Here is a 17,644-nt window from a genome sequence, read left to right as displayed (position 1 = left end):
TGGTACCGCGACTGTTTAAAAAGCCCCGCCCTTATCTTTTTTAAGATAAGGGCGGGGCTTTTTATATTTTAAAGGAGGAATATAAGATGAGTATTTTTATTGGAGGCGCTTGGCCGTATGCAAATGGTTCGTTACACCTTGGACACATTGCTAGTTTGTTACCAGGAGATATTTTAGCACGTTATTATAGGGCGAAAGGTGAGCATGTGTTGTATGTTTCAGGAAGTGATTGCAATGGAACACCGATTACAATTAGAGCAAAACAAGAAGGTGTGACGGTGAAAGAAATTGCTGATAAGTATCACGAAGAGTTTGAGAGATGTTTTCGTAGCCTTGGTTTTACTTATGATTGCTATACACGTACAGATAGTGAGCATCATCATGAAACTGTTCAAAAAGTCTTTTTGCGACTATTAGAAGAAGGTTATATTTATAAAAAAGTAGTTGAACAAGCTTATTGCGAAACGTGTACGCAATTTTTACCGGATCGATATGTAGAAGGTATTTGTCCGCATTGTCATGAAGCAGCAAGGGGCGATCAATGCGATGCTTGTTCCGCTATTTTAGATCCACTCGATTTGTTAGAAAAGAAATGTAAGTTATGTGGTAGTACGCCATCGGTACAGGAAACAGAGCATTTCTATTTTGCATTGCATAAATTTCAACAACAAATTAAAGCGGCTGTAGAAGTTGCAAAGCAGAAAGGAACATGGCGCGACAATGCAATTCAATTAACAGAGAGATATTTAAAGGAAGGATTACAAGATAGGGCAGTGTCACGTGATTTACCAATTGGGGTACCAATTCCGGTGGAAGGATATGATGATAAGAAAATTTACGTATGGATTGAAGCGGTAACAGGATATTATTCAGCGAGTAAACACTGGGCTGAAGAAACAGAGAAAACTGATCAAGAGTTTTGGGATAGAGATGCGAAAACATATTATGTACATGGTAAGGATAATATTCCGTTTCATTCAATCATTTGGCCAGCGGTATTACTTGGAATAGGAGAAGAAGCGATCCCGCGTCATATCGTTTCGAATGAGTATTTAACGGTAGAAAAAAGAAAGTTATCGACAAGTAAAAACTGGGCAGTATGGGTACCAGATATATTGGAACGCTATAATCCAGATTCTATTCGTTACTTTTTAACAGTAAATGCACCAGAAAATCGTGATACTGATTTTTCATGGCGTGAATTCATTTACAGTCATAATAGTGAACTATTAGGTGCATACGGGAACTTTGTGAATCGGACGTTGAAGTTCATTGAAAAGTATTATGATGGTATTGTGCCAAAAGCAAATATTAATATAGAGCTGAGAGATAAGGTAGAAGGATTATATAAAAGTGTAGGAGAGACGATCGAACAAACTAAATTTAAGGTGGCGTTAGAAACAATATTTGATGCAGTACGTTTTGCAAATAAATACTTTGATGAAAAGCAGCCTTGGAAACAAAGAGAAGAGGACCCAGTTTCATGTGAGGAAACAATTTATAATTGTGTTTACCTGATAGCAAACTTTGCACAACTGCTTGAACCATTTTTACCGTTTTCAAGTGAAAGAGTTAGAAATACATTATCGAGTGTTAAAGTAAATTGGGAACCTCAAAATACGTTGCCAAACCGAATTGATAATGTGCAGCCATTATTTGAGCGAATCGATGTAAAACAAATTGAACATGAGGTAGAGAAGTTATATGGAGCGATAAAGTGAAATATAAGGAAAAGACCTTTCAAATAAATGAAAGGTCTTTTGTTATGCTGTATAACCCTCTTTCTTATCTTTCAAAAAGAAAAGCACAGCAAGGATTACGAGAATAATAGCCGCAATATCATATGTTATTTTGAAGGTAGTATTAAAGTTTAACATATCGTAACTTTATTCACAGTTATATACAAGGCGATGTTTTCACGCACTATGCACACGATTATGTTTTTTTTCTTTCCTAGCAGTAAGTAGTTGCGGTGTAAAAATACCGAGTAATATAACCACAATCCCAATCCACTGCATTAGCGATACAACTTCATGAACAAGCGTAATAGAAGCGATAATTGCTGTTGGTAATTCAGCTGCACCTAATATTGTACCAAGTCCCGTTCCGACTTTTGGTACCCCAATTGAAAAACAAATGACAGGTATAATAACCCCGAACAGTCCAAGGAAGAAAGCATATTTCCATAGGCCTGCTTGTAAGGCACCATCTGTTAAAAAGGTAGGCGGGAAAAATAAGCATACAATAAGAGTAGCACTCGTTGTCATAAGAAAGCTTTTCGTATAAGGCGGAACATCTGTAGCAACGCGCCCGCTTACAAATACATAGAATGAGAAAGAGACGGCAGCTAATAGTCCGAAGATAATACCTTTCGTAGAAAAGTTTTGTCCAAGACCTTCAAATACTCCACCAGCAAACAATGTACCAGTAAATAAAATAATAATAGATATAACTTTCTCACGGCTTGGGAATGTTCGGTTGGCAATCGCTTCGATGACTACACCAATCCAAGTGAACTGAAAGAGTAAAACGACAGCGATAGAGGCTGGCAGTTCTTCTACAGAAATAGCATAGAAAATACCTGTCATACTCATTGTTGTGCCGACTGTTAGTAACGAAAAGAATTGTTTTTTTGATACTTTATGACGTGAAAAGAAAAGAACGAGTAAAAGTAGTCCAATCCATCCGAAGACATATTGTCCTCCTAGTAGTTGGTGTGATGAAAATCCGTCGATGAATCCGAGTTTAAAAATAGTTGAAAGTACGCCGTAGCTACAAGCACCGAGTAAAACGAGTAGTGAATACTTAAACTTCTCCATAAAAATCCTCCTTTTAAATAATAAAAAACGCCCGCTATCCAAATAAGGATAACGGGCGAACGAAACAGAGTAAGATACTCTACAAAATTCCGCCATTCATACGAAGTATGAATTTGGGGTATGAAATTAGAGTAGGTTTTACATTGCTTTTGGGAATACAATGGAGCATTTTACACCTTGAGGTGTGTTTTGTATTCCATAAGGAAACTGATGTTTATCTAATATTTGTTTTACAATATATAACCCAAGACCACTACCTTGTACTAAGCCATGTTTGTCAGGATTTGCGCGATAGAATGGTTCAAATAAATGGGCAAGTTTATCTTCATCAATTTGAGAACCTGTATTTAATACTTCTAATGCGTAACCGTTTGGCTTTTCATAAAGTTTTATATATACATGCTGATGGTCAATTGTATAATGAATTGCATTTGAAATAATGTTAAAAATAGCAGTTTGCATAAATTTAGGATCAGCTAAAATTTGTACATCTTGTTTAATGTTAGATTGAACATTTAATTGTTTTACAGATACAAAATAATCTACTTTCTTTATAACGTCCTCAATAATATTAGTTAATGAGATAACTTTTAAATTTGGTTTAAATTGAGGGTTTTGTATTTTGGATAATTCTGACACTTTTTCCGTTAATATGTTAATATCTTGCATCATCTCATATGAACGTTTTAAATATTTATCTCTATCTTTATAAGCGCCAATTCCGTGAATCATGCCATCGAGTTGTCCCATAACGGCTGCGATTGGTGTTTTTAATTCATGGGATATCATAGACATAAATTCTTTACGAGATTGTTCTAACTGTTGTTCCTTCTTGAGTTCATTTCTTAAATCTTGATTGCTTTCATGTAAATTTTTCACAATAGTAGGTACTTGTGAGGCAGCTACTTGCAAATTAAAATCTGTTTGATCTGTATTTTTGTTCAGTGCTTTTTTATCTGAGAAATCAAGATTCATAATATCTTTTAAAGCATCGCTCATATATCGGAAAGGTTTGGCGATTATTTTTGCGTAGATTAAAGATCCAAGCAGAGATAATGCAAGCATTGTCGCCCCAATATGTGGAGCTAACTGCTGCAACACATCTGTTAACTTTGGATTATCATGTGTATCATTTGCTTTACTTGCTGCATTTTGTGTATGTAAGGCATCATTGTTAGTAACTTGCTTTTCCGCTTCTGTAAGTGAAGACGTTGTGTTACTTTTCCCCGGAATATTTTGTGCATGTTCTTTTGCTTTTGCAGTTTGGCTAGGCTGCAAAAGATGATTGATGGCTGTAGAGAGTGTTTTCATGTCTATTTGAGAAGATTGAAAATTAGAGATGCTACTCTCTGACACAGCTTTATTTTGCTTTGTTTTACTTTGGTCGTTTTGTTTGTCTGATTCCGCTTGTTCCGCAGTTTGCGTTCCAGAAGCTTTCAAACGATCTTTATCGTAATTTGAGGCTAGAAAATAAATAATTTGATAAAGACAAAGTGATAACAGAATACAAAATAATAAGGTTTTGATGAATATATTTTTGGTGATGTTGTCTTTGCTACGATTCGATTTTGTAGCCAATGCCTTTCACCGTTTTAATATAAGGAATTTCTAATTTTTTTCGTAAGTTTTTAATATGTGTATCTATAACCCTCACATCACCATAATGTTCATAGCCCCATACCTTATTCAACAAATCACTTCTTGATAGTACTTTTCCCCGATTTTGCAGTAAAGTATATATAATTTCAAATTCTTTTGTAGTCAATTCAATTTGATTACCATGAACATAAGCGGCATATGCTGTAGAATTTAACATCAATTCATGGAATTGTAGTATAGTTGCAGCTTCTGCTTCCTTTGTTGCTGCCCTTCTTAATACAGCTTCTACACGTTTTATAAATACGGTGTAATGGAACGGTTTTGTAATATAGTCATCAATACCTAACTCAAATCCTTTAATTTCACTTTCTTCATTATGTAAGCCTGTTAACATAATGATTGGTACATCAGATTGTCCTCGCATAATTTTACAAATACTATAGCCATCTATATCTGGTAACATTACATCGAGGAGGACAAGATCGTATGAATTTTTTTGGAAAAGAAGAATGCCTTCTGTTCCAGCACCAACTACATCAACAGTAAAGTTTTGTGCCATTAGAAATTCACGAATAAGTTCTTGTATATCTGGGTTGTCTTCAATCACCAGTATATGCGTCATAGTAACACCTCCTAAATAACGCTTTTTACTGCAATATTCGAATTCATCATTTTTTGGATGACTCAGATTGTTTATACATATAATAAGCCCCCGCTATAAAATGGTAATGAAAGTAGCAAGGGGGATTGTTTAGTGTCACTGAATAGTTCAGAATTACAGTAGTTCTATTATAGTATGTATTGTAAAATTTATAAAATATTATAACTGTATAATTTTAATATCCATGTTTATCAATGTTACGATGATGTTGAATGCAATCTATTTTTATTATATATGTAAATACAGTTATTTTGCTACTGTAAATGAATAAATAAAATAAGCCAAGACATAAAATTCTTGGCTACACATAAATCTTGTTCTTAGGCTAATTTACAGTGACAGTAGCTTGCTGCTGAACGCGCTCAAATAACCAGTGAATATCATTGTTAAACATACGAATACAACCAAGTGTTGTTGCTTTCCCGATTGCTTGATTATTGTTAGTTCCATGAATCGCATACGTTGTTCCGTAAGTTCCTGCCATATTTAATCCGAGCCAGCGGTCCCCAAGTGGATTACGTGGATCGCCGCCTTTAATTTTTCCTGTATAGTAAGGACGGTTTTTAATTTTATTTACGATTTGAAAAGTACCCTTAGGTGTTGGTGTTGCTGCTTTTCCAGTAGCGACAGTGAAACTTTTTATGAATTTTCCATCTTGATAATAATCCATTTTATTTATTTTTGTGTTTACGATAAGCTGATCTTTCGTCGTAGCTGCTTCTGCAGTAGTGAATGGAAGAGTTAAAAATCCTAATGATAATAGCGCACTTAATAATAGTTTTTTCATTATATTCTCCTTTTACTTATTGTAGTAGTCTTACATACAATGAATTTGTAATCCTCGTAATGCTTGATTGACATTTTCATCTAATGTTTCAAAGAAGGTAGTAATCTTTGTATTACATTTGTTGTTTTTATCAATAAGTAATCTTTCATTTAATAAAAGCTCACCATGTAGTCCAAAACTTTGAACTCGAATATTTAGTTCATCTTCAGTTTCAGAAATAATCGGTAAGAAATAGTGAAAAGCTTTCGTTGGAATGATGTAGCTTTTGCCAATCATGCTTTCTTGATTTGAATTAACCCATTTTCTCGTGACGATCTTAATGTTCTTTTTTGAAACGATAAAAGACAGCGTTGTAGATTTTGTTAAACTTACGTCAAATTCATTTGTTTCACATATTTGTAAATTAAAAACGGTTTCATTTTGATGAGATTCAACATTCGTATTAATAAAATCGTGCATTTTATAAGCTTCCATTTCTTATTCACCCTTTTTTCAATTTCGAAAAGCGACTTATATTTATTCAGTTTAATGTTTAGTCATATATTAGCTAAATTTTTCAACAAATTCCGATATAATCTTACAATACGTATATGAAGCTAATATGAAGTTCATATGAGTTTGTGGTGGTTTTTTATAGAGAACAAAATAAGGTGGTTTTCGAGTGTTAAAAACTGGATGAAAAATGTATATTAATGGATTTCCTTCGCGTGATATATAGTTGTTAGCTTGTTTTTAAATGCTAATAGATATAAGTAAATAGAGAACAAAAAACTTTAGAATGAGCCTTACAAAAATGTAATAAAAATGTAAGCTATTGTGATAGTTATTTCGACAATTTTTTTATACAATAATAGTAACAAGTTGCACGTGAATGAAAGGGGAGATGACATGGAATGGGTTCATGAATTATTTCAGCAATACGGGTATTATGTAGTACTTGTAGGCCTGCTGTTAGAATATATTGCACTTCCGTTTCCGGGAGAGCCAACATTAGCATATGCGGGGTTTTTAGCACAGAAGGGTGATCTAAGTTTACCTATTTTAATTATCCTATCCTTTATTGGGACAAGTGTAGGAATGACGATTCAATACTTTTTAGGTAATAAGCTTGGTATGCCTTTTGTTCAAAAATACGGGAAGTACGTATTTTTAACACAAAGAAAAATTGATTTAACGAGAATGTGGTTCGATAAATATGGATATTTCCTTATCTTTATTGGCTTCTTCATTCCTGGTGTACGTCATTTTACAGGATACTTTGCAGGTATCATTAACTTACCGTTTCGCCGCTTTGCAATTACAATTTATTCAGGTGCTTTATTCTGGGTATCGTTCTTCTTAATCGGCGGTTACTGGTTAGGTGGCAACTTACAGGATATTTTTGGATTACTGGGAGATAATATCGGAAAAATCATTTTCGGAGCCATCGTCATTGTAGCAATTACGTTAAGCATTCGTTTCCGCAAGCAACTAAAACGAGTATTTTTACAAAACGCAAGTTAATATGGAATCCATTCTATGTCAGATTTTAGGTAGGCAGTGCAAAAGCACTGCCTTCTTTATTGTATTTTCCAGTTTGCTTTTATTTTTCCATCGATACCGTAACCGGTGGCTGGTATATAATACGTTCCTATTTTTTTCCGTATGTGATTATTAAAATTTATTATCTAAGTTATATATTTAGGAGAATATAGATTTATTTTTGACATGTATATAAGTCAAAATGACAATAATAATTGACAAAATAAAGGATATTATTTACAATTTTAATTAAATAAATGAAAAAGAGGGAAGACATGAAGCTTCAAAATCGAGTGAGGGAATTTCGAGCAAAGCATCGTTTATCACAAGGGGATTTAGGGAAAGCGATTGGCTCATCACGGCAAACCATTAGTTTAATTGAGCGCGGAGATTATGCACCATCTATTGTGTTATCGCTAAAAATCGCACAAATTTTTGGAGCGCCGGTGGAGGAGATATTTATGTTGGTGGAGGGGGAAGAGGACGATGAAGATGAAGAGTAAACGAAAAAAACAATTTGATTTTGTGGGGAAAATAGCATTAAGTATGATGGGTGGCTTTTTAACATCTTATATAGCTTTAAATTTACTCTCGAATGAACCGAGAAAATTATCATCTAATACATTTATAGGTGTATGTACTATTTTTGGAATCTTAATGATGTACTACACTTGGAAGAATACACGTATGTTAGCGGAGGCACGCGATGAAGAAGAGAGCGTACAAGGCAGAAAATTAGGCATTATAAGTATATATTTACGTGTAGGTGATATAGTTACGCAGGCATGGTTTGTATATGCAGTTATTACATGTAGACGTGCACTGTTACAGGATACAAATGTGTCATTTGCAGTGTGGAATTTAGTAGCTTCTATTGTCTGTTTAACTATTGTAGTGGTTATCGGGCTCATAACAAAAAATCGTTATAATAAGCTATATCCTGAACAAGGTGTAACATATATGGAATCTATGAAAATGTGGACGAAAAACGCAGATGAAGGATTAAAGCACATTGTGCATGAGGCTGGATATAAAGCATATGAATTTACGAATACAATATTGGCATATGTATGGTGGGCTGCCGTTATATATACAGCGGCTAGTGATATCGATTTTGTATTAATTGGCTTAATCTCATTTATTTGGATATTGCATCTCGGAAAATTCATGTACGAAATGCAGAGAAAAATGATTTATTAAGGGGAGAAAAAGGTGGATATTTTAAGAAGGCCAGCTGGTTCCATGACGGCGGCGCTAGTTTTGTCCATTTTATACGGAGTAATACGAACTGGAAAATTAGAAACAATGTTGAACATATGGGCAGTAGTTGGAGTTTCATTGTTAGTGATAGCCATTCATGAGTTAGGACACGTAATATTCGGTTTAATAGGCGGTTTAAAGTTTAAATTTATGGTAGTAGGACCTATTACTGTGCAAAATGAGAAAGGAAAAATACGAATTCGAGAAAATAAATTATGGGGGTACTTTGGAGGCGTGGCGATGCTAGTGCCACCTTCTATAGAGACACCGAACCTTTCAAAAAAATGGGCGTGGATGACTTTAGGTGGACCGATTACAAGTGTACTATTCGGTATTACTTCAGGTTACATATACATGGTTAGTTATTATCAATATCTTTTATATTTTTCCGTTTTACACTTTACGATTTTTGCCGTTACAATAGTGCCGATAAAAGGAACATTCCTGAGTGATGGCATGCAATTTCTCATTTTAATTAAAGATGATGAAAGGGCTAGAGGGCATTTATATAATATTCAAGTATCGGGTGAATTATTAAGCTACAAACGGCCGAAAGATTGGGATGAGAGATTAGTAGAAATTAGTGAAGAAAAAATAAAAGAGGATAAAAGTATAAGAGAAATAATGAGCGGACTTATGCTCGTATTTTATGCCCGAGCTGATCAAGAGGGAATGGAAAAAGCGATAGTGCATGTAGAGAAAATTGTGCAGTTACCTGTGACAAAAGAAAATAAGTATTTTGTTGGTAGTTTTCATAGTTGGTATCTTTTATATAGAGTACTTTATCAGCAGGAAAATCTTTACTTGCAAGAAGCGAAAAATCATGCAAAGGCAATTACAAGGCTGGACTTACATGGGTATTACCGTACGCAAGGAATTATCAAATATTTAGAGCAAGACATAGAAGCATTCCATATTTATATGAAGAAAGCAGATAAAGAGTTGAAGACCGCTGAGAAGAGTGAATTGGGATATTTAAAACTGGAGAGAGAATGGTTTGAGCAGTTGAAGAAGAGGGTATCTTACGATGGGTGAGGTATCCTCTTTTCTATATGTAATCTTATGCCGTTCCGTAAAAAGCTTGGGGCGAGTAAAATGAGGTAAGAAGAACAAAGCTTGGAGGAATTATATATGGAAATCTTAACGATTATTTTGCTAGTCTTGCTCATTTATGCTGTTTTTAAAGTGACGTATGTAGCATTAAAGATACTTGCGATTCTTTTAGTTATCTTTTTAATCGTGGAGTTCGGTAGTAAGTTGCTTGGGGGATAGGGTATGTTGTGCTTTTGGGATGTCGAAGGATGTCGGTAAATCGATATACTGTGTCGAACCGTCGATATAATGAAAAAACCGCCGATATAAGTGTAGAAACGGTCGATATATTTGAAAAATCGCTGATATATTCCTGAAAGTACTAACCGGGGTATGCACAGAGAGAATAGCAAACAAAAAAGCTGGAAGAGTATCTTCCAGCTTAAGAGTTGCTTTCAATTTGTTGACCATTTTCTTCTTCGTGGTCTTGTAATAGGTTGAATACGTCTGCTAGGCAGAATGCGATAAACCAAGTCCATAGACCGTGGAAGAAAGCTGAGCTTAATTGAAGTGGTAATGTATAGTTTGTCATTGAGTAGGAAATACATCCGCCAACGATTCCGATCATTGTTAATAACATTGTTTTTTGAGCATTTTCTTCTGGATTGAAGAGGAAGAAAATGTATCCGCCTAAAATTGAAGCGCTTACAAGGGTTTCGATTCCATTAAAAATGATATTCTCTCCAAGCTCAGTGTTTGTCCAGAAACAGATTGCACCGCCGACGATGGCAAATAGGACAGCTAGTGTGTATCGTATATATTGATTCATATGTTCATCTCCTTATGTAATAAGATGATTTGGAAGTCAAAAAGGTAGGTATAGTATATTGAAGTGAATTTTAGTTGTACGTATCTTTTTATAAAAAGATCAGTGAAGAATAACTAAGATGAACGGCTTTTGGAAAACCGTTACGTGTATGGTGTCTGAAATATACCCGACTGCTCGTTTCTTTTTGCTTATAAAAATAAGAGAAACTTCCAAGTCTATATACTCTTTTTTGTAAGTCTGCTTTCATTATAACACATTTAGGGGCACAATTATAGAATTATCTGATTTTGTAATAAGTGTAAAAATTAAAAAGCGCAAGGAATTGTAGTTCCTTGCGCTTTTTTATATACGTTTGAAACGGCCGACAATTTCAACTGTTTCAGTAATGTTCATAAATGCTTTATTATCCACTTGGCGGATAATACGTTTCATTTCGCCCAACTCGTAGCGAGTTACGACAGTGTAAATCATTTTTTTCTTATGGTTTGTATAGCCGCCGACAGCATCTACCATTGTTACGCCACGTATGCCGTGATGTAATAGTGAGCTTTTTATTTCCTCACCTTTTTCTGTAATTGTCATTATCGTTAATTTAATATGTTTTGTATGCACGGCATCAATTACTTTGCTGACTACAAACCGACTAATTAACGTATAAAGCGTAATATCCCATCCGAAAATAAATCCTGCTGCAACAAGTAAGAGTAAGTTGAATCCAAAGATGATTGCTCCAATTGAAACATCGCGATGTTTCGCTACAATCAATCCAACAACATCAAAACCACCTGTTGAAGAAGCAAATCGGAATATGATTCCTGAGGCAGCACCGCAGATGACACCACCGAATACAGAAGACAGTAAAATATCGTCTGAAACTTGGTGTACTGGGATAATGTTCATCGCTAAAGATGATACAGCTACAAAGTATGCCGTTAAAAAGGTTGTCTTCTTACCTAAGTAAAAGTGACTTAAAATAAGAAGCGGAATGTTTAGTAAAAAGATAAGTGCTCCGATATTGTAGTGCATTAAATAACCGATAATCATCCCTACACCAGCGAACCCACCGCTAATCATATTATGCGGGATAAAAAACATATTCATAGAAATTGCATACAAAATAGAAGCTATAAAAATAACAACTAACTGTATCATAAATTCTAAGTGAAATGTTTTAGCTGCTGGGAAGGATAAAAAGGCGGTGTCGGGAACGTAATCGGCGTCTCCTAGTTGACCCATAGTATGTTTCATCTCCATATTCATTTTTGATTACAAGAAGAGAATAAAGCTTTTTTCAAAAACTGGCAATAGTTTTATTATAATAAAAAAATTTTATAAATTTCTAACAAATTAAACCTATTCAAAGATACGTGTGAATATACTAAAGAAAGCGAATACATTAGTTTTCTAGTATAATTTTTTGAGAAAATATGCAAAATTCTTTTTTGAAAATAAAAGGAAATAGAGAATGTTTGTGGAATGTGCTAAAATGACTTTATTAAGGATGTGAAGCGATGGAATTTTTATTGCAGGATGCAATTCTATATATATCGTTTGTAACGACAGCGCTTTGTGTATTAGAAGTCTTTTTTCTTGCTAACGTGTCTCGCTTTGTGCGTCAGCAAGCATCGAGCGGTAGACAGAGAGCTTTTAAACTAGTTGATACATGTGAAGAGGGTACAAGAAATGTACCGCTATTTTCTATTTTTTATAAATATGGAATGATTCGTTCTGTCCGCAGACAAGAATCGAGTGGAGAGAGTGACGAGGTAGGTCCGTATACACCAATGTTTCGCTAATTAATTACGAAACATTGGAGGAATGAACATGTTAAAATCATACCGAGCTAGGCTCATTAGTTTATCATTATTACTTGTTTTTGTTTTATCTGGCTGCAGTAATGCAGGTACAATTGATTCACATAGTACGGGAATTTGGAACCATTATTTCGTATATCCAATCTCATTTATGATTCAATTTGTTGCTCATCATATACCTGGAGCTAGCTTCGGGATTGCAATCATTATCATTACGCTTGTTGTTCGTTCAGCGATGATTCCATTAGCTGTTTCGCAATATCGTAGCCAAGCGAAAATGAAAAAAATGCAACCTGAATTACAGAAGCTGAAACAGAAATACGGTGATGTGGGTAAAGATCTTGAAAAACAAAAGCAGTATCAAAAAGAAATGTCAGAACTAATGAAATCAGGCGGTTGGAATCCGTTAGCTGGATGCTGGCCAATCTTTATACAAATGCCGATTTTCTCTGCTTTGTATTATGCGATTAGCCGAACTGAAGAGATTCGTACATCTTCATTTTTATGGGTGAACCTAGGACATGCAGATCCATATCATATATTACCGATTATCGCAGCGTTAACAACATTTATTCAAATGAAAGTGTTCCAATCAAATATAACGCCTGGAGAGCAAGTACAAATGCTGAAAATACAGCAAATTATGATGCCAGCAATGATTTTGTTTATGGGTATTGCCGCACCGTCAGGACTTGTGCTGTATTGGATTACAGGTAATTTATTTACAATGACACAAACAATTGTATTAAGAAAAATAATGGAACGTGAAGAATTACAATTACAAAAAGCTTAGAAAAAACGCCGCTCGTGATGAGCGGTGTTTTTTTGTTAAGTCGTTAAGGAAATTTTAAGAAATCAACATTACTATTGGCATTGTATACGAACGTGTACATGCTTTAGAAATATGAAGGAGGAAATTTCCTATGAAGAAAAAAACAGTTGGGTATGTAGCAATTGCAGGTGCTTTATCATTTGGAATTATAGGAGGAGCCTGCATACCAGCGTTTGCGGCAACTAATACTCCAGCAGCTGAGCAAGTTACAAAAGGAACTGCAAAGAAGAATTTAGATGAGGCTACAAAACAAAAAGTAAAAACGATTATGGACGATACAAAGAAACAGTTAGAGGAACTAGGTGTGAAATTCCCAGAGAAGGGTAAGCACAAGGACATGTTTGCAGGATTAGATGATCAGGCGAAAGAAAAAGCGAAGTCAATTTTAGAGCAAGAGAAGTCTGGAGCATTAACTCGTGAGCAAGCAAAAGAGGAATTAACAAAACTAGGTGTGAAATCCCCAGAGAAGGGTAAGCACAAAGAAATGTTTGCAGGATTAGATGATCAGGCGAAAGAAAAAGCGAAGTCAATTTTAGAGCAAGGGAAGTCTGGAACATTAACACGTGAGCAAGTGAAAGAGAAGTTGAAAGAATTAGGCGTAAACCTCCCAGAGAAAGGTAAGCATGGTGATATGTTTACAAACTTAGATGAGGCGACAAAAGAAAAAGCGAAGTCGATTTTAGAGCAAGGGAAGTCTGGAACATTAACACGTGAGCAAGTGAAAGAGAAGTTGAAAGAGTTAGGCGTAAACCTCCCAGAGAAAGAGAAGCATGAAGACATCTTTACGGGATTAGATGAAGCGACAAAAGAAAAAGCGAAAGCGATTCTAGAAAATGAAAAGAAACAATTAGCGGAACTAAATGTTGATCTTCCAAATCATAAAGTGAAACTTTAATCAGTGGTGCATTTCCACTGATTATTAGCCTTCACCAATCGGGCTTTTACGGGCAGTTAATCTTCCACCTTCAACCCTGTATTTGCTGAATTTTGAGGTGGGAGTTTTACTGCCCGTTAATGCGGGATGAATTTTTTATGAAAAATGAAGATAAATAATTGAACTATGTCGTATCTTTCGCGTGGGCAACCGAGGGATATGATGCATGCGAGGACCGATTTCTGTAAGCAGAAATCGGTCCCTTTTAATGATTCATTGAAATCTTTTTCATTGTTAGTATGTATCCAAAGATGCAGTAGAAGATTGCAAAACCGACAAACACTTCAGTATATTGGTATTTACCTAATATATAGAAGGAAGCGGCTGGTATAATAGTTACCGCTAAAATGCTATAACCAGGATACTTATATCGATACATGATAGCGAATATAAAAGAAAGAACCGTAGCGATGATACAAAAAATAGCAATCATTATTAGTACACCTCCTATATGGATTATACCATTTTTAGGGAATTAGAGAAAAATGGTAACTTCTGTTATAATATAAGGAGAGAAATATTTCTTATGTTATATAAAAAAATATATTGATTTTTTCTAACAATTCAATATAATGGGAAATAACTACAAAATTCGACATCAAGAAGTGATGATGAGGATATGATCAATTTTTTACGATTCTCAGAGAGGGAGGCCTTTGGCTGTGAGCTTCCTAATACGGGAAAATCGATTACCACCTCTGAACTGCAGCAGTGAACGGATATCTAGTAATTGCTTGCCGGCAAAAACCGTTATTTAGACTTGAGAAATTGGTGAAGTGTGTCACTTTACGAATTGAAACAAGGGTGGAACCACGAATACAACACTCGTCCCTTTTTTAGGGAGGAGTGTTTTTTTATTTCATTTTTGCATCACACTAGAATTGGAAGGAGGATACGCAGCATGCATCATGATGAGAAAAACAAAATTGGTTTAACAGTAGCACTTTCTATCGTAGTAGGAACTATTATTGGGTCTGGTGTGTTTATGAAGCCAGGGAGCGTATTAGATTACTCAGGGAGTTCTAATATGGCTATTTTTGCTTGGGTAATTGGCGGTCTGTTGACGTTAGCAAGTGGTTTGACAGTAGCCGAAATTGGAGCGCAAATTCCGAAAAATGGTGGGTTGTATACGTATTTAGAGGAGATTTACGGAAGTTTTTGGGGGTATTTATCTGGCTGGATGCAAACAATTGTTTATGGACCAGCTATTATTGGAACGTTAGGTTTGTATTTTAGTTCTTTAATGATTAATTTTTTCTATTTAGATAAAGTCTGGAATTTACCAATCGCAATTGGAACAGTTGTGTTCCTAGGCGTTATAAATAGTTTGGGAACAAAATATGGGGGCATCGTCCAAACGGTTACGACAGTTGGGAAGATGATTCCGATTATATTAATTGTTGTGCTAGGGTTTTGGAAAGGGAATAGTGATATCTTCAACGTAGTTGTACCGATATCAGAAAATCAAAGTATCGGGATGGCAATTTTAGCAACTTTATTTGCTTATGATGGTTGGATTTTACTCGCTTCTATTGGCGGAGAAATGAAGAACCCAACAAAGTTATTACCAAAGGCAATGACAGTTGGTATTTTAATTGTAACTGCTGCTTACGTATTAATTAACTTAGCGTTATTAAATGTATTACCAGCAACGAAAATTGTGGACCTTGGAGAAAATGCAACAGCGACAGCTGCAGGCATGTTACTTGGAGAATATGGCGGGAAGATTATTAGTATCGGTATTATCATTTCTATTTTCGGCTGTTTAAATGGAAAGATTTTAACGTTCCCGCGTATTCCGATGTCGATGGCAGAGCGTGGACACCTTCCGTTTTCTAAGTTTATTGCAAAAGAAAATTCGAGATTTAAAACACCAGCAAATGCGATTACTGTTGAAATCATTTTAGGAATTATTTTAATGCTTATTAGTGATCCGAATAAGCTATCTGAGATTTCCGTATTCATTATTTATATTTTCTACGTAATGACGTTTATTGGTGTCTTCATTTTACGAAGACGTAACAAGGATAAAGAGCGTGCATATAGTGTACCGTTATTCCCGATTGTACCAATCGTTGCGATTTTAGGGTCATTGTTTGTACTTGGAAGTGCGATTATTAACGATCCGGTAAGTTGTTTCTTATCGATTGGAATGGTATTTACAGGACTTCCGGTGTATTGGTACTTAAATAAGAAGAAAGAAACTGGAGTTTAATGATTGAAGGGCAGGCGTATAATACGCCTGCCTTTTTTGCTGTAAAAAAATTGTACTTGCGTCCACTTTCTCTTTTGGTTACTATAATAGTAGTAACCAAAAGAGAAAGTGTGGGGAAAGACTTGAATTTTCGTGTATATATTTTAGCTATTGCGGCTTTTGTAGTCGGAACGGTTGAGCTAATTATAGGAGGAACGCTTGATTTAGTTGCCAATGATTTAGGTGTGTCGATTAGTGCAGCGGGTCAGCTTATTACAATATTTTCAGTAGTATTCGCTCTATCAGGACCAGTTTTATTAGCATTAACAGGCAAGTTTGAAAGAAAGGAATTGTATGTTGTGGCATTATCAATTTTCTTAATTGGAAATATCGTTTCGGCATTTAGTGTGAATTACGGGATGTTAATGTTCTCGAGAGTGATTTGTGCAGCGAGTGGATCGCTTATTATTGCACTATCGGTAACACTTGCTTCTAGTGTAGTAGAACCGCATTTCCGTGCGCGTGCAATTGGAATCATTTTCATGGGGATTAGTGGATCACTCGTACTTGGAGTACCGCTAGGTCTTGTGCTCGGAAATGCATATGGATGGCGTGCACCATTTGTATTAATTTCAATATTAACTGTTATGGCGATTGCTTGTATTTCATTATTCTTAACGAAAGTACCCCCGGCATCAGTATTATCAATAAGAGAACAAATTGCTACGTTAAAGGATAAAAAAATTGTAAGTGCACAGTTAACATCATTTTTATTTTTAACAGGTCATTTAACGCTATACGCATATTTAACGCCGTTTTTAAAAGATGTGATGCATGTTGAAGCAAATTGGATTAGTGTGTTTTACTTTATTTTCGGAATTGCAGCGGTACTTGGAGGTGGCCTTGGCGGCTGGCTTGCTGATAAATGGGGATCGAAGAAAAGTATTATTTCCATCATTATCGTATTTGCATGTGCAATCTTTATATTGCCGATGATGACATTCTCATTCCCGCTCTTCATCATTATGATGGGGCTTTGGAGTATGCTGAGCTGGGCGATTTCACCAGCGCAGCAAAACTATTTAATTGAAATTGCACCAGAATCAGCTGGTATTCAGCAAGGTTTAAATAACTCTGCACTTCATTTAGGAATTGCACTTGGTTCAACAGTGGGCGGAGTTGTTATTGAAAAATCATCTGTTATATATAACGCTTGGGTAGGTGGCGTTTTTATTATATTGGCGCTACTTTGTGCGATTTTCTCTATTACGAGAGGACGCTCGAATCAGCTTACGAAAGAAGAATCTATCGTTTGATAGGTTCCTTTTTTGTGTAAAAAATTGCAGGGGTTAGTAGAGAAAT

Annotated in this window: 19 protein-coding genes and 2 other annotated features (1 of these 21 running past the window's edge); of the genes, 11 read left to right on the top strand and 8 right to left on the bottom strand. The window is 35.3% G+C overall.

Annotation, left to right across the window (positions count from 1 at the left end):
• Positions 1-36 (top strand) — a binding site (T-box leader); it begins 237 nt to the left of the window's first position.
• Between the two features lie 50 nt (positions 37-86).
• Positions 87-1,721 (top strand): methionine--tRNA ligase, encoded by a 1,635-nt coding sequence (gene metG / locus MKX77_RS24590; RefSeq protein WP_341308048.1) that lies wholly within the window; start codon positions 87-89, stop codon positions 1,719-1,721.
• Positions 1,722-1,916: 195 nt separating this feature from the next.
• Here the strand turns inward: metG and MKX77_RS24585 are convergent, their stop codons facing one another.
• The 5 genes from MKX77_RS24585 to MKX77_RS24565 form a co-directional block, all read right to left on the bottom strand.
• Positions 1,917-2,819 (bottom strand): EamA family transporter, encoded by a 903-nt coding sequence (locus MKX77_RS24585; RefSeq protein ID WP_341308047.1) that lies wholly within the window; start codon positions 2,817-2,819, stop codon positions 1,917-1,919.
• A gap of 138 nt (positions 2,820-2,957) precedes the next feature.
• A complete protein-coding gene (locus MKX77_RS24580; protein ID WP_341308046.1) occupies positions 2,958-4,397 on the bottom strand; it encodes a sensor histidine kinase in 1,440 nt (479 codons plus the stop codon).
• On the bottom strand, positions 4,375-5,040 hold the full coding sequence (locus MKX77_RS24575) for a response regulator transcription factor (RefSeq protein WP_000148832.1): 666 nt from the start codon (positions 5,038-5,040) through the stop codon (positions 4,375-4,377). The genes MKX77_RS24580 and MKX77_RS24575 overlap by 23 nt, the downstream gene beginning before the upstream one ends.
• A 364-nt stretch (positions 5,041-5,404) precedes the next feature.
• Entirely contained in the window at positions 5,405-5,866 is a 462-nt protein-coding gene (locus MKX77_RS24570; protein WP_002015973.1) for a L,D-transpeptidase, read from the bottom strand.
• Between the two features lie 30 nt (positions 5,867-5,896).
• The gene (locus MKX77_RS24565) at positions 5,897-6,340 is read right to left on the bottom strand and encodes a DUF3978 family protein (protein WP_002034632.1); all 444 of its coding nucleotides are present in this window, start codon (positions 6,338-6,340) and stop codon (positions 5,897-5,899) included.
• Positions 6,341-6,754: 414 nt separating this feature from the next.
• On the opposite strand from MKX77_RS24565, the gene MKX77_RS24560 reads away from it, so the two are divergent.
• From MKX77_RS24560 to MKX77_RS24540, 5 genes are all read left to right on the top strand, one after another.
• Positions 6,755-7,369, top strand: coding sequence for a DedA family protein (locus tag MKX77_RS24560; RefSeq protein ID WP_341308045.1), 615 nt, complete (start codon positions 6,755-6,757; stop codon positions 7,367-7,369).
• A gap of 275 nt (positions 7,370-7,644) precedes the next feature.
• Positions 7,645-7,890: a helix-turn-helix transcriptional regulator gene (locus MKX77_RS24555; protein ID WP_002067963.1), complete on the top strand. Its 246-nt coding sequence runs from the start codon at positions 7,645-7,647 to the stop codon at positions 7,888-7,890.
• The gene (locus MKX77_RS24550) at positions 7,880-8,587 is read left to right on the top strand and encodes a DUF3169 family protein (RefSeq protein WP_033713416.1); all 708 of its coding nucleotides are present in this window, start codon (positions 7,880-7,882) and stop codon (positions 8,585-8,587) included. The genes MKX77_RS24555 and MKX77_RS24550 overlap by 11 nt, the downstream gene beginning before the upstream one ends.
• Positions 8,588-8,629: 42 nt before the next feature.
• A complete protein-coding gene (locus MKX77_RS24545) occupies positions 8,630-9,682 on the top strand; it encodes a hypothetical protein (protein ID WP_341308249.1) in 1,053 nt (350 codons plus the stop codon).
• Between the two features lie 96 nt (positions 9,683-9,778).
• Positions 9,779-9,919, top strand: coding sequence for a DUF3985 family protein (locus tag MKX77_RS24540; protein WP_341308044.1), 141 nt, complete (start codon positions 9,779-9,781; stop codon positions 9,917-9,919).
• A gap of 202 nt (positions 9,920-10,121) precedes the next feature.
• Here the strand turns inward: MKX77_RS24540 and MKX77_RS24535 are convergent, their stop codons facing one another.
• Together MKX77_RS24535 and MKX77_RS24530 are read right to left on the bottom strand one after the other, a co-directional pair.
• The gene (locus tag MKX77_RS24535) at positions 10,122-10,508 is read right to left on the bottom strand and encodes a DUF3938 domain-containing protein (RefSeq protein ID WP_002112709.1); all 387 of its coding nucleotides are present in this window, start codon (positions 10,506-10,508) and stop codon (positions 10,122-10,124) included.
• Between the two features lie 342 nt (positions 10,509-10,850).
• Positions 10,851-11,744, bottom strand: coding sequence for a YitT family protein (locus tag MKX77_RS24530; RefSeq protein WP_215554646.1), 894 nt, complete (start codon positions 11,742-11,744; stop codon positions 10,851-10,853).
• 275 nt (positions 11,745-12,019) lie between these two features.
• Between MKX77_RS24530 and MKX77_RS24525 the strand changes: the two genes are divergently transcribed.
• The 3 genes from MKX77_RS24525 to MKX77_RS24515 all read left to right on the top strand — a co-directional run bounded on the left by MKX77_RS24525 (position 12,020) and on the right by MKX77_RS24515 (position 14,049).
• The gene (locus tag MKX77_RS24525) at positions 12,020-12,304 is read left to right on the top strand and encodes a hypothetical protein (RefSeq protein ID WP_002015967.1); all 285 of its coding nucleotides are present in this window, start codon (positions 12,020-12,022) and stop codon (positions 12,302-12,304) included.
• A 28-nt stretch (positions 12,305-12,332) separates the two neighbouring features.
• A complete protein-coding gene (locus MKX77_RS24520) occupies positions 12,333-13,115 on the top strand; it encodes a membrane protein insertase YidC (protein ID WP_002145018.1) in 783 nt (260 codons plus the stop codon).
• A 130-nt stretch (positions 13,116-13,245) separates the two neighbouring features.
• The gene (locus tag MKX77_RS24515) at positions 13,246-14,049 is read left to right on the top strand and encodes a hypothetical protein (RefSeq protein ID WP_341308043.1); all 804 of its coding nucleotides are present in this window, start codon (positions 13,246-13,248) and stop codon (positions 14,047-14,049) included.
• 244 nt (positions 14,050-14,293) lie between these two features.
• Here MKX77_RS24515 and MKX77_RS24510 read toward each other — a convergent pair whose 3' ends face one another.
• A complete protein-coding gene (locus MKX77_RS24510) occupies positions 14,294-14,521 on the bottom strand; it encodes a hypothetical protein (protein WP_341308042.1) in 228 nt (75 codons plus the stop codon).
• A gap of 166 nt (positions 14,522-14,687) precedes the next feature.
• Positions 14,688-14,924: a binding site (T-box leader), on the top strand.
• A gap of 65 nt (positions 14,925-14,989) precedes the next feature.
• Between MKX77_RS24510 and MKX77_RS24505 the strand changes: the two genes are divergently transcribed.
• Both MKX77_RS24505 and MKX77_RS24500 read left to right on the top strand, forming a co-directional pair.
• A complete protein-coding gene (locus tag MKX77_RS24505) occupies positions 14,990-16,303 on the top strand; it encodes an APC family permease (protein WP_215554644.1) in 1,314 nt (437 codons plus the stop codon).
• Positions 16,303-17,598, top strand: a complete 1,296-nt coding sequence (locus tag MKX77_RS24500) for an MFS transporter (RefSeq protein ID WP_341308041.1) — start codon at positions 16,303-16,305, stop codon at positions 17,596-17,598. The genes MKX77_RS24505 and MKX77_RS24500 overlap by 1 nt, the downstream gene beginning before the upstream one ends.
• The last annotated feature ends 46 nt before the right edge of the window (positions 17,599-17,644 follow it).

This window comes from Bacillus sp. FSL R9-9410 (assembly GCF_038050385.1).
GTDB lineage: Bacteria > Bacillota > Bacilli > Bacillales > Bacillaceae_G > Bacillus_A > Bacillus_A cereus_U.
Note: the sequence above shows the minus strand (reverse complement) of the source record. Positions and strands in the feature narration are given on the sequence as shown.

What these genes read in the sequence shown, in the direction of transcription:
- metG (WP_341308048.1), top strand. Translation starts at nt 87, where the DNA reads ATGAGTATTTTTATTGGAGGCGCTTGGCCGTATGCAAATGGTTCGTTA.
- MKX77_RS24585 (WP_341308047.1), bottom strand. Translation starts at nt 2,819, where the DNA reads ATGGAGAAGTTTAAGTATTCACTACTCGTTTTACTCGGTGCTTGTAGC.
- MKX77_RS24575 (WP_000148832.1), bottom strand. Translation starts at nt 5,040, where the DNA reads ATGACGCATATACTGGTGATTGAAGACAACCCAGATATACAAGAACTT.
- MKX77_RS24570 (WP_002015973.1), bottom strand. Translation starts at nt 5,866, where the DNA reads ATGAAAAAACTATTATTAAGTGCGCTATTATCATTAGGATTTTTAACT.
- MKX77_RS24565 (WP_002034632.1), bottom strand. Translation starts at nt 6,340, where the DNA reads ATGGAAGCTTATAAAATGCACGATTTTATTAATACGAATGTTGAATCT.
- MKX77_RS24560 (WP_341308045.1), top strand. Translation starts at nt 6,755, where the DNA reads ATGGAATGGGTTCATGAATTATTTCAGCAATACGGGTATTATGTAGTA.
- MKX77_RS24555 (WP_002067963.1), top strand. Translation starts at nt 7,645, where the DNA reads ATGAAAAAGAGGGAAGACATGAAGCTTCAAAATCGAGTGAGGGAATTT.
- MKX77_RS24550 (WP_033713416.1), top strand. Translation starts at nt 7,880, where the DNA reads ATGAAGAGTAAACGAAAAAAACAATTTGATTTTGTGGGGAAAATAGCA.
- MKX77_RS24545 (WP_341308249.1), top strand. Translation starts at nt 8,630, where the DNA reads ATGACGGCGGCGCTAGTTTTGTCCATTTTATACGGAGTAATACGAACT.
- MKX77_RS24540 (WP_341308044.1), top strand. Translation starts at nt 9,779, where the DNA reads ATGGAAATCTTAACGATTATTTTGCTAGTCTTGCTCATTTATGCTGTT.
- MKX77_RS24535 (WP_002112709.1), bottom strand. Translation starts at nt 10,508, where the DNA reads ATGAATCAATATATACGATACACACTAGCTGTCCTATTTGCCATCGTC.
- MKX77_RS24530 (WP_215554646.1), bottom strand. Translation starts at nt 11,744, where the DNA reads ATGGGTCAACTAGGAGACGCCGATTACGTTCCCGACACCGCCTTTTTA.
- MKX77_RS24525 (WP_002015967.1), top strand. Translation starts at nt 12,020, where the DNA reads ATGGAATTTTTATTGCAGGATGCAATTCTATATATATCGTTTGTAACG.
- MKX77_RS24520 (WP_002145018.1), top strand. Translation starts at nt 12,333, where the DNA reads ATGTTAAAATCATACCGAGCTAGGCTCATTAGTTTATCATTATTACTT.
- MKX77_RS24515 (WP_341308043.1), top strand. Translation starts at nt 13,246, where the DNA reads ATGAAGAAAAAAACAGTTGGGTATGTAGCAATTGCAGGTGCTTTATCA.
- MKX77_RS24510 (WP_341308042.1), bottom strand. Translation starts at nt 14,521, where the DNA reads ATGATTGCTATTTTTTGTATCATCGCTACGGTTCTTTCTTTTATATTC.
- MKX77_RS24505 (WP_215554644.1), top strand. Translation starts at nt 14,990, where the DNA reads ATGCATCATGATGAGAAAAACAAAATTGGTTTAACAGTAGCACTTTCT.
- MKX77_RS24500 (WP_341308041.1), top strand. Translation starts at nt 16,303, where the DNA reads ATGATTGAAGGGCAGGCGTATAATACGCCTGCCTTTTTTGCTGTAAAA.